The sequence below is a fragment of the Microbacterium sp. Y547 genome, assembly GCF_057669785.1.
In genome coordinates, this window is sequence record NZ_JBYHFN010000003.1 from 29,104 (window position 1) to 43,278 (window position 14,175).

Sequence of the window (14,175 nt, forward strand, 5' to 3'; positions counted from 1 at the left end):
GTGGAGGGGTGACGACTCCCTACGGTTCCTGGCCCTCTCCCCTGACCGCCGCGGCGGTCTCCGCCGCCTCGCCCCGCATCGAGGGCGCGTCTTTCGTCGGCGACGACGTGTGGTGGGGTGAGGGGGTCCCCGAAGAGGGTGGCCGCAGCACGGTGCGCCGGCGCACCCCCGCCGGTGCGGTGGAAGACGTGCTCCCCGCGCCGTGGAGTGCGCGCTCGCGCGTGCATGAGTACGGCGGCGGCTCGTGGGCGGCGACCGACGACGGCGCGCTCGTGTTCGTCGAGAAGACCGACCAGCGAGTTCGGCTGCTGCGACCCGGCGCCGAGCCGGTCGCACTCACGCCCGCCGGCGGCGATGTGCGCTTCGGCGGTTTGACGGTGCAGGGCGGTCGGCTGCTCGCAGTGCGCGAAGCCCACGGGCAGACCCCGGTACCCACGCGCGACATCGTCGAGATCCCCCTCGATGGATCAGCCGGCGACGACCCCGATGCGATCCGCTCGCTCGCCGGCGGCACCGACTTCGTCGCGCATCCGGCGCTCAGCCCCGACCGGGCCCGCCTCGCGTGGGTCGCGTGGAACCACCCCGACATGCCCTGGGACCGCGCACAGCTGCGTGTCTGCACCCTCGACGACGGCGCCGTGACCGTGTTCGACGAAGGCACGTCGCCGCTGCAGCCCGTGTGGCTGGGCGAAGACGACCTGCTCTACGCCGACGACCCGACGGGGCGGTGGAACCTCTACCGCCGCGGGATCGACCGCGCGGCGCACGCCGTGGCCCCCGTCGACGCCGACACGGGCGGCGGCATCTGGGTTCTCGGCACCCGATGGTTCGCACCCGTAGGCGGCGACCGAGTCGTCGCCGTTCGCACGAACGGCGACGACGAACTCGTCGTCGTCGACCTCGCCGACGGCACGGCGAGGGCGCTCGGTCTGCCCGTCTCGGCAGGCGCATCCATCGAAGACGTCTCGGGAGCGCGGGTGCTCGTGAGCGGAGCCGACACGACGTCGGGCTCGACGCTCTGGCTCGTCGACATCGACGACCCCGGATCGGCAGCACCGATCCGCGGCGGCACAGCGGACTGGGGACACGAGTGGATGCCGCAGCCCCGCGCCGTCACGTTCGAAGGCCCGCACGGGCCGGTGCACGCGTTCGACTACCCACCCACCAATCCGCAGGCGACCGCCCCTGAGGGCGAGCTTCCGCCGTACGTCGTGTTCGTGCACGGCGGACCGACGGCGCACTCGGGTCCCGCTGCATCCGGCAAGGTCGCCTATCTCACGAGCCGCGGCATCGGCGTTCTCGATGTGAACTATGGCGGCTCGACGGGATACGGGCGCGCATACCGCGAACGCCTCCGCGGTCAGTGGGGCGTGGTCGATGTCGATGACGTCGCCGCGGCGGCGGCCGGTCTCGCGGCGTCCGGAGTCGCCGACCCCGCGCGCATCGCGATCGCGGGCGGCTCTGCCGGGGGGTGGACCGTGCTCGCGGCCGTGACCCGCACCGAGGCCTTCGCCGCGGGGATCTCACGTTACGGCGTGGGCGATGCGCGCGCACTCGCCGCCGATACGCACGACTTCGAGGCGCGCTACCTCGACGGCCTCATCGGGCCGCTGCCCGACGCCGAAGACGTCTACATCGAACGGTCGCCTCTCAGCCGTCCGGCACTGTTCCGGGTGCCGCTGCTTCTGCTGCAGGGCGCCGACGACACCGTCGTGCCGCCCGCGCAGTCCGAGGCCGTGCGCGACGCGCTCAAGGCCCACGGCGTGCCGCACGCGTACGTGCTCTACGAGGGCGAGGGTCACGGCTTCCGCAAGTCCGAAACCGTCGTGCACGCGCTCGAGACCGAGCTGGCATTCCTCGGCGCCGTCTTCGACTTCACCCCGCCGGGTGTGCCGCCCGTCACCCTCGCGACGGGCGACTGACGGTTCTCAGGCCGGGAAGTCCGCGAGCTCGGCGGCGAGTCGCTCGTTGACGTGTGCGTGCAGATAGGTGCCTTCGCCGCGGTGCTCCTGGTCGACGATGATGCCCGTCTCATGCGCCGCCGAGATGAGGTCGCCGCGGTCGTACGGCACGATGGCGTGCACTTCGACGGCGGGCAGTGGCAAGGCCTCATCGATCGCCGCGCGCAGTTCCTCGATGCCTTCGCCCGTGCGTGACGATACGAAGTGCGCGTCCGATTCGAGGCCGCGCAGCACGAGGCGCGTGTCGTCGTCGACGAGGTCGGCCTTGTTGAACACGACGATTTCGCGCGTCTCACGCGCGCCCACGTCGCCGATCACGTCACGGACGGTCGCGAGCTGCGCTGCAGGGTCCGGGTGCGAGGCATCGACGACGTGCAAGAGCACATCCGCCTCGCCCACCTCTTCGAGCGTCGAGCGGAACGCCTCGACGAGCTGGTGCGGCAGGTTGCGCACGAAGCCGACGGTGTCGGTGAGCGTGTAGACACGCCCATCCGAGGTCTGCGACCGCCGTACTGACGTGTCCAGCGTCGCGAACAGCGCGTTCTCGACGAGCACGCCCGCGCTTGTCAGCCGGTTGAGCAGGCTCGACTTGCCCGCGTTCGTGTAGCCGGCGATCGCCACGGCGGGGATCGTGTTGCGCTTGCGCTCGGCGCGCTTGGCTTCCCGCGAGGGCGCGAAGTCGCGGATCTGGCGGCGCAGCAGTGCCATACGGGTGCGGATGCGACGACGGTCAAGCTCGATCTTGGTCTCACCGGGACCGCGCGAGCCCATTCCGGCGCCGCCGGCACCGACCTGTCCACCGGCCTGGCGGCTCATCGAGTCACCCCAGCCGCGCAGGCGCGGCAGCAGGTACTCGAGCTGCGCCAGTTCGACCTGGGCTTTGCCCTCGCGGCTCTTGGCGTGCTGGCTGAAGATGTCGAGGATCACCGTGGTGCGGTCGATCACCTTCACTTTGACGACGTCTTCGAGCGCCCGTCGCTGGCTGGGCGCGAGCTCGGTGTCGGCGATGACCGTGTCGGCGCCGACGGCGGCGACGATGCCGCGCAGCTCTTCGGCCTTGCCCCGGCCGACGTAGGTCGCAGGGTCGGGGTGCGGGCGGCGCTGCATCACGGCGTCGAGGACGACGGCACCGGCGGTCTCGGCGAGCGCAGCGAGCTCGCGCAGCGAGTTCTCGGCATCCGTCTGCTCGCCCTGCGGGTGCACGCCCACGAGCACGACGTTCTCGAGGCGCAGCTGACGGTACTCGACCTCGGTGACGTCTTCGAGCTCGGTCGAGAGGCCGGGCACGCGGCGCAGCGCTGCGCGCTCCTCTCGGTCCCACTGCTCGCCGTCGGCGTCAGACCGAGCGACGGTGGTGTCATCCTGGAGCGCCTGCGCGGAGCCGAACACGCGAACCCCCGAGCGCGCATCGGCGCGCGCCAACACGCGATCCACCGCATCGATCTCGTCGAGCGGCGTCTCGTCGGTGGTGCCGGGTGTCGTCGTATCCGTCATGTGTTCCTTTCGGGGTGCCTCCCGGGAGGGCGGCATGGGGACGTGGTGTCGGTGTGGGAAAGCGTCCGAGGATTCTAGCCTCCACCCTGTGGGGCGTCCTCCGCTACGCTCGTGACTCATGGGGAGCGAGCATTACTTCAGCGCGACCCCCGCTAGCCCCGAGAATCTGCGCCGCATCCGCGCCACCCTCGCGGGCCGCGAGGTCGAGGTCACGACGGCCGGTGGGGTGTTCAGCCCCGCGCACGTCGATGCGGGGACGGACGTTCTTCTGGCGAACAGTCCTGCCGCGCCCCCGGGCGGCCAGCTGCTGGATCTCGGGTGCGGGTGGGGGCCGATCGCGTTGAGTCTCGCGCTCGAATCGCCGCACGCGACCGTGTGGGCGGTTGATGTCAATGAACGGGCCCTCGATCTCGTGCGCCGGAATGCGCAGTCGCTCGGGCTTGAGAACGTCAACGCCGTACGCCCCGAGGATGTTCCCGGCGACGTCGTCTTCCGCACCATCCGATCCAACCCGCCGATCCGGGTCGGCAAGAGCGAACTCCACGGTCTGCTCGAGCACTGGATCCCCCGGCTCGACCAGCGCGCCGACGCGTGGCTCGTCGTGCAGCGCAACCTCGGCTCGGACTCTTTGCAGCGCTGGCTGGCGTCGACGTTCGCGACGGGGTACAGCGTGCATCGTGCGGCGACGGGGCGCGGGTTTCGCGTCATCCGGGTGCGCCGGCACGGAACGCCGCCGAGCGGGCCCATCACGCTGCCCTGAGCCGGATCAGGCGAGCGTGACCTCGCCCGAGTAGACGAGCGTCGCAGGCCCCGACAGGTAGACCCGCCCGTCGCTCATACGCACACCCAGGCGTCCGCCGGGCACATCCACCGTCCACTGGTCCGGTGCGTTGGATCCGGCCCATTCGCGCACCGCAAGCGCTGCCGCCGCGACTCCTGTGCCGCAGCTGAGCGTCTCACCGACGCCCCGCTCGAAGACCCGCATGCGGATCGAGCCGACGCCGTCTTGCACGAGCGGGTCGCTCGGCACGACGAACTCGATGTTCGCGCCGGCAGGGGGCTCGGGGTTCAGCTGCGGACGCGCCGTCAGGTCGAGCGCTTCGAGTTCGTCGGTGTCAGGCAGAGCGACGACGATGTGTGGGTTTCCGACATCGATGCCCATGCCGGGCCGGGGCGCACCAACGCCGCGGGCACGTACGAGAACGTCGGGTTCGACGCGCCATGCCCCGAGATCGACCTCGAAGCCCCTGTCGCTGCGGGTGACCGTCTTGGTGCCGGCGCGCGTCGCGACGGGGAGCCCTTCGGAGGCGTCCGCCCAGCCCACCTCGGTCAGGTAGCGGGCGAAGACGCGCACGCCGTTGCCGCACATCTCGGCCTTCGAACCGTCGGCGTTGCGGTAGTCCATGAACCAGGTCACCCCGGCAGCGGCTGCCTCGGCGCCCTCGTCGATCGCGTCGGCGCGGACGACTCGCAGAACACCGTCGGCGCCGATCCCGAAGCGGCGGTCGCACAGGACGGCCACCTGGTCGTTCGAGAGGTCGAGGGCTCCGTCCGGATCGGGGATCACGACGAAGTCGTTCCCCGTGCCGTGGCCCTTCGTGAACGCGATGGTCTGAGGCATCTGTTCAGCCTAACCGCGCGCGACGAGCTCGCCCGCGGACGCACCTGGCGCGACCCACAGGGTGTCGTCGTAGCGCCGGAACCATGACACCTGGCGCCGCGCATAGCGGCGCGTGAGCGCCTGCGTCTGCGCGATCGCCTCCTCGCGCGTCAGCTCGCCGGCGAGCTCGGAGAGGGCCTGGGCATAACCGATCGCTCGACGCGCCGTCACGCCCCGCTCGAGACCCTGCTCGCGCAACGCCTGCACTTCGTCGAGCAACCCGTCCTCCCACATGCCCCGAACGCGCGCATCGAGCCGTTCGACCAGCTGCTCGCGCGGCATTCCGACACCGATCACGCGGGTGGGGGGATGCCACAGCACAGGCGCGTCCGGCAGAGCGGCCCCGTGTGTGCGCTCCCCCTGCGCGAGCACTTCGAGGGCCCGCACGACCCGGCGCCCGTTTCGTGGGTCGACCTTGGCTGCGGTCACGGGGTCGGCCTCGCGCAGCTGCGCGAACAGCGCACCGGGCCCGTGCTCGGCAAGCTCGGCCTCGAGGCGCGCCCGAACGGCGGCATCGCGCGGCGGAAAACGGAAGTCGTACAGCACGCTCGAGACGTAGAGACCGGATCCGCCCACCAGGATCGCGTCGGCGTCGCGCGCGTGGATCGACGTGATCGCTGCGCGCGCGGCGTCCTGATACCACGCCACCGCCGCCTCGTCGGTCACCTCGAGCGCGTCGAACAAGTGGTGCCGGATGCCGCGGCGATCGCTCACCGGAAGCTTGGCGGTGCCGATGTCCATGCCGCGGTAGAGCTGCATCGCGTCGGCGTTGACGATCTCGGCGGGGCGCCCCCGCTCGGCGAGGGCTTCGGCTAGATCGAGCGAGAGAGCGGTCTTTCCCGTACCGGTCGCCCCTACGACAGCCCACAGTCGTGCACTCGTGTCAGGCACCGGCGCACGCTCCCGCTCTGCGCGCGAGTCCGAAACGCGCGCGCGAGCCGAGCCCGCCACGCGGGGCATGCGGGAGCCGGGCACGGGTATGCCGCGCCGAAGGGTACGGGTCCACGGCCTCAGGCGGGTCGCATCGCGGGCAGCCCGAGCGAGACGGAGCGCCGGTCTCCTCCGGACGTCGGGGCGGGGACGCCGCACGAGTCGGCCTGCGCGCGGTCCCACGCGTCGCCTGACCGCGTACGCCGGATGCGCAGCGCAGCGCCGTCGGGTGAGTCTGCCAGCAGGTGGAAAGGCGCAGCGTGGGTCACGACGACCGAGACGATATCGCCGGGGCGGGGGACGTCCGAGCCTTCCGGGACCTCGAAGTGCACAAGCCGGTTGTCTTCGGCGCGGCCGGTGAGCCGGTGCGTCGCGGCGTCTTTCTTGCCTTCTCCCCTCGCGACGAGCACCTGCAGCTCACGACCGAGCTGCTTCTCGTTCTCTTCGCGGGAGATACGGTCCTGCAGCGCGGCGAGCCTCTCGTAGCGCTCCTGCACGACGGCTTTGGGCACCTGGTCGGGCATGGTCGCCGCGGGTGTGCCCTCGCGGATCGAGTACTGAAAGGTGAAGGCGCTGGCGAAGCGCGCCTGCTCGACGACACGCATCGTCTCTTCGAAATCCTCGTCGGTCTCACCGGGGAAGCCGACGATGATGTCGGTCGAGATCGCGGCATCCGGCATCTTCGCGCGCACGCGGTCCAGGATGCCGAGGAACCGCTCGCTGCGGTACGAGCGCCGCATCGCCTTGAGGATCCGGTCGCTGCCCGACTGCAGCGGCATGTGCAGCTGCGGCATGACGGAGGGGGTCTCGGCCATCGCGTCGATGACGTCGTCGGTGAACGCCGCCGGGTGCGGGCTCGTGAAGCGGATGCGCTCGAGGCCGGGGATCTCGCCCGCCGCGCGCAGGAGCTTGCCGAACGCCTGACGGTCGCCGAACTCGACGCCGTAGGAGTTGACGTTCTGGCCGAGGAGGGTGACCTCCATCGCGCCGTCTTCGACGAGCAGCCGGATCTCGCTCAGGATGTCACCCGGGCGGCGGTCTTTCTCTTTGCCGCGCAGGCTCGGCACGATGCAGAACGTGCACGTGTTGTTGCAGCCGACCGAGATCGACACCCACCCGCTGTGGATGCTGTCACGCTTGGTGGGCAGTGTCGAGGGGAACACCTCGAGCGCCTCGAGGATCTCGAGCTCGGCTTCGTCGTTGTGTCGCGCGCGCTCGAGCATGCCCGGCAACGACCCCATGTTGTGGGTGCCGAAGACGACGTCGACCCACGGAGCCTTGTGCAGCACGGCATCTTTGTCCATCTGGGCGAGGCACCCGCCGACGGCGATCTGCATGCCCGCGTGCTTGTCTTTGCGGGACTTCAGATGACCGAGCGTGCCGTAGAGCTTGCCCGCGGCGTTGTCGCGCACAGCGCACGTGTTGATGACGATGACGTCCGCCTCGACATCCGGTTCAGCACGGACGTAACCGGCGCTCTCGAGCGAGCCCGAGAGCCGCTCGGAGTCGTGCACGTTCATCTGGCAGCCGAAGGTGCGCACCTCGTAGGTGCGGGCGCTGCCGTCAGCCGTGCGTGCGGCGTCAGACGGCGCAATGAACGTCGGCGTGGTGGAGGGGGTCGTCATGATCCGCCTATTGTACGAGCCGACACTGACCCAGCGCCGCGCGACCGCCCACCGTCAGCGAAACCGGACGCCTGAGGAGGAGCCGTGCTCGTCGAGAGCCTGCTTCGCCGCGCTCAGCGCGGTGCCGCCGGAATACCCCCTGCGTGCGAGCTGACCCATGAGCCGTCGCACGGCGGTGTCACGATCGAGCGAGGCGAGGCTCCTGGCCTTGCCACGGGCGAACTCGAGTGCGCGCTCTTCATCGTCGTCGGGCAGCGAGGCGATTATGACATCGGCCACGGCGCGATCGATCCCGCGCTTGGCGAGCGTCTGCGCGATGACGTGACGCCCCTGCCCCTTGCGCTCGACCGCGGCGTACACGAGCTGATCCGCCAGCGCGGCGTCGTTGAGATAGCCGCGCCGCACGAATGTGTCGAGCAGCCGGTCGACCGCCGCCGCCTCGAGGTCGAGGGCGACGAGCGCACGTGCTTCGCGCACCGAGAGTGAGCGGCCGCGTAGCTTCTTCAGCAGCAGCTTCTCTGCGGCTTCGAACGCAGCTTCCTCGTCGTCGTTCTGCTCGTCGGCGAGCGCGATGTCGGGCGCATCCGGGGCGACCCACGTCGCATGCCACCCGGGCTCGTCAGCCACCGGCTCAGGTGACCGCTCGGAGGTCGGCGCCGTACTCTGCGGGGCAGCCGCCCGCGCCGCCGTGACCGGCATATCGCGGCCGAAGAGCGGGATGACGGGGGCGAGCGTTTCCTGCTCGCCCCCGTCGTTCCGAGGGTGTCGCGTCATCAGGCCGGGCGGCGCGCGGCCAGTTCGTCTGCGGCCGACGCGTCGACGTTCTTCGGCTGGCCGATGCCGAGCTTGACCTTGATCTTCGACTCGATGTCGGCGGCCATGTCGGGGTTCTTCAGCAGGAAGTTGCGGGCGTTCTCTTTGCCCTGCCCCAGCTGTTCACCGTCATAGGTGTACCACGCGCCCGACTTCTTGACGATGGCGTGCTCGACGCCGAAGTCGATGAGGCTGCCTTCGCGCGAGATGCCGACCCCGTACAGGATGTCGAACTCGGCCTGCTTGAACGGCGGGGCCATCTTGTTCTTGACGACCTTGACGCGCGTGCGGTTACCGACCGCATCGGTGCCGTCTTTCAGAGTCTCGATGCGACGGATGTCCAGACGCACCGATGCATAGAACTTCAGGGCCTTTCCACCCGCGGTGGTCTCGGGCGAACCGAAGAAGACGCCGATCTTCTCGCGCAGCTGGTTGATGAAGATCATGGTCGTGTTGGTCTGGCTGAGGCCACCGGTCAGCTTGCGCAGGGCCTGAGACATGAGTCGTGCCTGCAGTCCGACGTGCGAGTCGCCCATGTCGCCCTCGATCTCGGCCTTGGGCACGAGTGCGGCGACCGAGTCGATGACGACGAGGTCGATGGCTCCGGAACGCACCAGCATGTCGGCGATCTCAAGGGCCTGCTCGCCCGTGTCGGGCTGCGAAACGAGGAGAGCATCGATGTCGACGCCGAGCTTCTGTGCGTAATCGGGGTCGAGCGCGTGCTCGGCGTCGATGAACGCCGCGATGCCGCCGGCGCGCTGCGCGTTGGCGATCGCGTGCAACGTCAGCGTCGTCTTACCCGACGATTCCGGCCCGTAGATCTCGACGATGCGGCCGCGGGGCAGACCGCCGATGCCGAGCGCGACATCGAGCGCGATGGACCCGGTGGGGACGACCTCGACGGGAGCGCGCTCGTCGCTGCCGAGGCGCATGACCGAGCCCTTTCCGAACTGGCGGTCGATCTGGGCGAGGGCCGAGTCGAGGGCCTTCTCGCGGTCAGCGGGTGATGGCATGGCGTGCTCCTTGCACTTTGTCCGTCTCCGGAGGTCCGTCGCCTGTAGGCTGCCGCGTCTCGGGCCGGGTGGCCCGAGAACTGCGGCAAGGCGTGTGGTGTCGTCTGACGTGTTCCACGGTAGGCAGGGGCTCCGACATCGGTCGATGCTCCGGGCATCCCGTGGAAGACACGTCCTCGACACCCGCTGTGCAGGAGCCTATGTCGCCATCGAACGAATCTTCGACGACACGCCGCTGATCAGTCGCGCTTCGGTTCGAGTCGACCTACGCCGTGCCGCCTCGCGACGGGCACGTCCATCTCGGCGCATAGCGCCAGCCAGATCTCCCGCGGCGGCACGCCAGCGGCGAGTGCATCGATGGCGGTACGCCCTCCGGCCCCGCTGAGCGACAGGTCGGAGAGTAGCGACTCGCCGCGCGGGCCGAACTCGTCGGCGACGGCGCGCAAGAACTCACTGCGTCGCACGTGCGCCGTCGATTCCGTACGTCAGCGCAACGAGAGCTCGGGACCGACTTCGGCGACGAGGTCTGCAGGAACGACGTCGGGGAAGCCGTGCAGGCCTTCGAGCACCGAGATGCGATCGCCGACCTCGCGCATGACAGCCGAGATGGGCACATCGAGGGCCTCGGCGACCGAGGCGAGGATCTCGCTCGATGCTTCCTTCTGGCCGCGCTCGACTTCGCTGAGGTAACCGAGCGCAACACTGGCACGACTCGCAACCTGACGGAGGGTGCGGCCCTTCTGCTGGCGGAAGTCACGCAGGACTTCGCCGATCTCTTGGCGAACCAGGATCATCTCAGGCCCCCTCCCTTTCCCGTTTGTCGCTCGATCTCCGGATGGATAACGGTACAACATCGGCAGATCCCAATCTAATCCCGGGTGCTGTGGAATGGGTGGGAATCGCCGAACATGACGGAGCCGATCCGGACGCCGTCACAGGTGCTGCAGACAGGCTGCCAGCGCCGCAGCGACGGCAGCGCTGCGGATCGCCGCACGGTCCCCGGTTACGTGCGTCTCAAGCGACGCAGCGCCCTCCGGTGTGATGACCGCGATGCACACGGTGCCGACGGGCCGTCCGTCCTGCGGCGCGGGTCCGGCGACGCCCGTCGTCGCGATGCCGACATCGGCTTCGAGGAGCCGTCGCACTCCCCCGGCCATCTGCCGGGCGACCTCGGCGTGCACGGCGCCCTGTTCCGCCAGGAGCGCGCCGTCGACCCCCAGCACATCGCGCTTGATGTCGGTGGCATACGCGACGACGCCGCCGCGCATCGCCGCCGAGGCGCCGGGCACGTCGACGAGCGCCGAGGCGACGAGGCCGCCGGTCAGGGATTCAGCCACCGCGATGGTCCACCCATGCGCGGCCAGACGCCGTAGGAGCTCGGCTGCAGGGGCATCCGTCATCGTCGTCGGGCGCGCGCGCCGCGCGCTTCGGACGCGATGTAGTCGATCCCGCTCGCGATCGTGAGCACGACGGCGATCGCCATCGTGATGCCGTTGACCCAGAAGATCCACTCCCCCACGAGCGTCCACAGGGGCAGCAGTGCGAGCGACAGCGCGACCGCCTGCGCGACGGTCTTGAGCTTGCCCATCCACGCCGCGGCGAGCACGTGATCACTCACGACGGCGAAGCGGTACACCGTGATGCCGATCTCGCGCGCGAGCACGACGATCGTGACCCACCACGGCAGCTCGCCCAGGATCGACAGCCCGACGAATGCCAGCCCCGTGAGGACCTTGTCGGCGATGGGATCGAGCAGCTTGCCGAGATCCGAGACGATGTCGTGCTTGCGCGCGAGGTACCCGTCGATGCCGTCGGTCGCGATCGCAACGATGAACAGCGCCGCCGCCCACCAGCGCAGAGCGCCGTCTGCTCCACCATCGGCCAGCAGCATCCACAGGAAGACCGGAGCGCACAGGATCCGAACGATCGTGATCGCATTGGGCAGTTGCCTCGGGATCGCCATGCGCTGAGCCTACCGGCCGCGGTGCACGGTCAGTCGCGTCCCGTGAGTCCCCACGCGTCTTCGGAGCCCTCGTCGTTCTCGACGACCTCGTACCCGTCGAACTGAGCCTCGGCGGCGTCGGGCCCGTAGGGGTCGGATGCCGCCTGCTCGGGCACATCCTCACCGCGGAGCTTCGCCAGCACGCCCGGCAGCTGCTCGTTCGTCACGAGCACGTCGCGGGCCTTGGAGCCCTCGGACGGGCCGACGATCTCGCGCGACTCGAGCAGGTCCATGAGGCGCCCGGCCTTCGCGAAGCCGACGCGCAGCTTGCGCTGCAGCATCGATGTCGACCCGAACTGCGTCGAGACGATGAGCTCGGCCGCCGCCAACAGCAGTTCGAGATCATCACCGATGTCGGCGTCGACCTCTTTCTTCTCGACGACGGCGGCGACATCGGAGCGATACTCGGGCCGGGCCTGGTTCGTGACGTGTTTGACGACCTTCTCGATCTCGGCTTCGCTGACCCAGGCGCCCTGCACGCGCAGCGCCTTGGAGGTGCCCATCGGCAGGAACAGCCCGTCGCCCTGCCCGATGAGCCGGTCGGCACCGGGCTGATCGAGGATGACGCGGGAGTCGGTGACGCTCGTGACGGCGAAGGCGAGGCGCGAGGGCACGTTGGCCTTGATGAGCCCCGTGACGACGTCGACGGAAGGGCGCTGCGTCGCGAGCACGAGATGGATGCCGCTCGCGCGAGCGAGCTGCGTGATGCGCACGATCGAGTCTTCGACATCGCGCGGGGCGACCATCATGAGGTCGGCGAGCTCGTCGACGACGACGAGCAGGTAGGGGTAGGGCTTGAGCACGCGCTCACTGCCGACGGGAAGCTGGATCTCGTCGGCGACGACGGCCCTGTTGAAGTCGTCGATGTGCCGGAAGCCGAACGACGCGAGGTCGTCGTAGCGCATGTCCATCTCTTTCACGACCCACTGCAGCGCCTCGGCGGCCTTCTTGGGGTTCGTGATGATGGGGGTGATGAGGTGCGGCACGCCCGCGTACGACGTCAGCTCGACCCGCTTCGGGTCGATCAGGACCATCCGCACATCGGTCGGCTTGGCGCACATGAGCAGGCTCGTGATCATCGAGTTCACGAAGCTCGACTTGCCCGATCCGGTCGATCCCGCGACGAGCAGGTGAGGCATCTTGGCGAGGTTGGCCACGACGTAGCCGCCCCCGACGTCCTTTCCGACGCCGATCGTCATGGGGTGCGTCGAGCGCTTGGCGTTCTGCGAACGCAGCACGTCGCCCAGCGTCACGATCTCGCGGTCGGCGTTGGGGATCTCGACGCCGATCGCGCTCTTGCCGGGAATCGGCGCGAGAATGCGGACCTCGTTCGATGCGACGGCATAGGCGATGTTGTTCGTGAGCGCCGTGATGCGCTCGACCTTGACGCCGGGGCCGACCTCGATCTCGTACTGCGTCACCGTCGGGCCGCGTGAGAAGCCCGTCACCCGCGCGTCGACGGAGAACTGCTCGAAGACGTCCGTGATGGCGCGGACGACCGTGTCGTTGGCCTCGGAACGCGCCTTGTGCGGCGTGCCGGCGGCGAGTGCGTCGACCGAGGGAAGCCGATAATCGGCCGAAGACTGCGGACCGTCGGTGCCGACACCGTCGAGGCCCGGCAGCAGGCCGTCATCGACCTGGTCATGGGTCTCGTTGTCGCGCAGGCCCGTGCCCGACCGCTTGGCGGCCTTGGCTGCAGACAGCACGGCCGGGTCGATGACCTCGGTGAGGGCACCGGTCGTCGGGACCGGCGGCGGCGGGGTGGGCGGCGCGATGGCCTGCTCGAACCCGCCCTGAGGCGATCCGACCGGAAGGAGTTCAGTGAGGTCCTGCGACCCGAGACCGTCTTCGGGGTCTTTCTCGCGGCCCGTCTTGTTGCGACGCCACCACGGCAGCGACGTGTCTTCGTCGTCGCTCTCGGGAGTCTCGCTGAACTCGACGGCCGACTTGGGGGCACGCGGTTCGGTGCCGAACATCCAGGCGTAGAGCTCGCCGAGGCGGTGACCGATCCGGTTCGGCGGAGTCTTCGTGATGATCAGGATGCTGAGCGCGGCCAGCAGCGACAGCACGATGTACGCCCCGATGCCGGTCAGCAGCAGTGCGAGAGGCTCGCCGATCATCCAGCCGAACAGGCCACCCGCCTCACTGAGGGCGGGCAGTCCCGAATTCGGCTGCGGACGATTGCCCGCCACGTGACAGAAGCCGGCCACGGTCCACACGAGCAGCCCGAAGCCGATGCCGATGCGGCCGTTGTCGTGGACGGACGATGGATGACGGAAGAGCCAGCCGGCGAGCACGAGCAGCAGAACGGGCAGCACGAACGCCTCGCGGCCGAGCAGTCCGCCCACGGTGTACGCGCTGATCGTGGCGGCGACATCGTTGCCGATGAAGAACCACTCGTTGACGGCACCGGCGATGGCCAGCAGCACCAGCAGGAACGGGAAGCCGTCGCGCCGCTGGTCTTTCTCGAGCGTCTCGGGGCCGAATGCGCGGAACAGCCCGCCCGTCGCATGCGCGACTGCGAGCCAGGCGCGAACGAATCCGGACGGTCGTTCGTCGTCGCCGACGTACTTCTTGGGCGCCGGCTCGGGTTTGCGTGCGCGCGACGACGACCCGCGTGCGGGCGCGCGACCATTCTTGGTCGGGCTTGAGCTCCTGGCCATTCCCCCACGGTACG

The 14,175-nt window shown here is 69.5% G+C and carries 13 protein-coding genes; 2 read left to right on the forward strand and 11 right to left on the reverse strand.

The genetic code is table 11. The features are described 5' to 3' along the window. Positions 1-8: 8 nt before the first annotated feature. A complete protein-coding gene (locus AC25Y0_RS05515; RefSeq protein ID WP_488134358.1) occupies positions 9-1,922 on the forward strand; it encodes a S9 family peptidase in 1,914 nt (637 codons plus the stop codon). Positions 1,923-1,928: 6 nt separating this feature from the next. On the opposite strand, the gene hflX is transcribed toward AC25Y0_RS05515, so the two are convergent. Then, positions 1,929-3,455, reverse strand: a complete 1,527-nt coding sequence (gene hflX, locus AC25Y0_RS05520; RefSeq protein WP_488122247.1) for a GTPase HflX — start codon at positions 3,453-3,455, stop codon at positions 1,929-1,931. Positions 3,456-3,573: 118 nt separating this feature from the next. On the opposite strand from hflX, the gene AC25Y0_RS05525 reads away from it, so the two are divergent. Continuing rightward, the gene (locus AC25Y0_RS05525) at positions 3,574-4,215 is read left to right on the forward strand and encodes a class I SAM-dependent methyltransferase (protein ID WP_488122246.1); all 642 of its coding nucleotides are present in this window, start codon (positions 3,574-3,576) and stop codon (positions 4,213-4,215) included. A gap of 6 nt (positions 4,216-4,221) precedes the next feature. On the opposite strand, the gene dapF is transcribed toward AC25Y0_RS05525, so the two are convergent. From dapF to AC25Y0_RS05575, 10 genes are all read right to left on the reverse strand, one after another. Further along, positions 4,222-5,076 (reverse strand): diaminopimelate epimerase, encoded by an 855-nt coding sequence (dapF, locus tag AC25Y0_RS05530; RefSeq protein ID WP_488122245.1) that lies wholly within the window; start codon positions 5,074-5,076, stop codon positions 4,222-4,224. Between the two features lie 9 nt (positions 5,077-5,085). Further along, positions 5,086-6,006 (reverse strand): tRNA (adenosine(37)-N6)-dimethylallyltransferase MiaA, encoded by a 921-nt coding sequence (gene miaA / locus AC25Y0_RS05535; RefSeq protein ID WP_488122244.1) that lies wholly within the window; start codon positions 6,004-6,006, stop codon positions 5,086-5,088. A 119-nt stretch (positions 6,007-6,125) separates the two neighbouring features. After that, positions 6,126-7,670, reverse strand: coding sequence for a tRNA (N6-isopentenyl adenosine(37)-C2)-methylthiotransferase MiaB (gene miaB / locus AC25Y0_RS05540; RefSeq protein WP_488122243.1), 1,545 nt, complete (start codon positions 7,668-7,670; stop codon positions 6,126-6,128). Between the two features lie 54 nt (positions 7,671-7,724). Then, positions 7,725-8,297 carry a regulatory protein RecX gene (locus tag AC25Y0_RS05545; protein WP_488122242.1) on the reverse strand — a complete coding sequence of 191 codons (573 nt, stop codon included), beginning with the start codon at positions 8,295-8,297 and terminating at the stop codon, positions 7,725-7,727. A gap of 146 nt (positions 8,298-8,443) precedes the next feature. Further along, entirely contained in the window at positions 8,444-9,496 is a 1,053-nt protein-coding gene (recA, locus tag AC25Y0_RS05550) for a recombinase RecA (protein WP_488122241.1), read from the reverse strand. 239 nt (positions 9,497-9,735) lie between these two features. After that, positions 9,736-9,960, reverse strand: coding sequence for a DUF3046 domain-containing protein (locus AC25Y0_RS05555; RefSeq protein WP_488122240.1), 225 nt, complete (start codon positions 9,958-9,960; stop codon positions 9,736-9,738). A gap of 21 nt (positions 9,961-9,981) precedes the next feature. Then, positions 9,982-10,290, reverse strand: a complete 309-nt coding sequence (locus AC25Y0_RS05560) for a helix-turn-helix domain-containing protein (RefSeq protein ID WP_488122239.1) — start codon at positions 10,288-10,290, stop codon at positions 9,982-9,984. 138 nt (positions 10,291-10,428) lie between these two features. Next, a complete protein-coding gene (locus tag AC25Y0_RS05565) occupies positions 10,429-10,896 on the reverse strand; it encodes a CinA family protein (RefSeq protein ID WP_488122238.1) in 468 nt (155 codons plus the stop codon). After that, positions 10,893-11,459, reverse strand: a complete 567-nt coding sequence (pgsA, locus tag AC25Y0_RS05570; RefSeq protein WP_488122237.1) for a CDP-diacylglycerol--glycerol-3-phosphate 3-phosphatidyltransferase — start codon at positions 11,457-11,459, stop codon at positions 10,893-10,895. The genes AC25Y0_RS05565 and pgsA overlap by 4 nt, the downstream gene beginning before the upstream one ends. A 29-nt stretch (positions 11,460-11,488) precedes the next feature. Continuing rightward, positions 11,489-14,161, reverse strand: a complete 2,673-nt coding sequence (locus AC25Y0_RS05575; protein WP_488122236.1) for a DNA translocase FtsK — start codon at positions 14,159-14,161, stop codon at positions 11,489-11,491. Positions 14,162-14,175 lie beyond the last annotated feature (14 nt).

Excerpts from the sequence above, each read along its gene's own strand:
- miaB (WP_488122243.1), bottom strand. The coding sequence starts at position 7,670 with ATGACGACCCCCTCCACCACGCCGACGTTCATTGCGCCGTCTGACGCC.
- recA (WP_488122241.1), bottom strand. The coding sequence starts at position 9,496 with ATGCCATCACCCGCTGACCGCGAGAAGGCCCTCGACTCGGCCCTCGCC.
- dapF (WP_488122245.1), bottom strand. The coding sequence starts at position 5,076 with ATGCCTCAGACCATCGCGTTCACGAAGGGCCACGGCACGGGGAACGAC.
- AC25Y0_RS05525 (WP_488122246.1), top strand. The coding sequence starts at position 3,574 with ATGGGGAGCGAGCATTACTTCAGCGCGACCCCCGCTAGCCCCGAGAAT.
- AC25Y0_RS05560 (WP_488122239.1), bottom strand. The coding sequence starts at position 10,290 with ATGATCCTGGTTCGCCAAGAGATCGGCGAAGTCCTGCGTGACTTCCGC.
- AC25Y0_RS05565 (WP_488122238.1), bottom strand. The coding sequence starts at position 10,896 with ATGACGGATGCCCCTGCAGCCGAGCTCCTACGGCGTCTGGCCGCGCAT.
- AC25Y0_RS05575 (WP_488122236.1), bottom strand. The coding sequence starts at position 14,161 with ATGGCCAGGAGCTCAAGCCCGACCAAGAATGGTCGCGCGCCCGCACGC.
- pgsA (WP_488122237.1), bottom strand. The coding sequence starts at position 11,459 with ATGGCGATCCCGAGGCAACTGCCCAATGCGATCACGATCGTTCGGATC.
- hflX (WP_488122247.1), bottom strand. The coding sequence starts at position 3,455 with ATGACGGATACGACGACACCCGGCACCACCGACGAGACGCCGCTCGAC.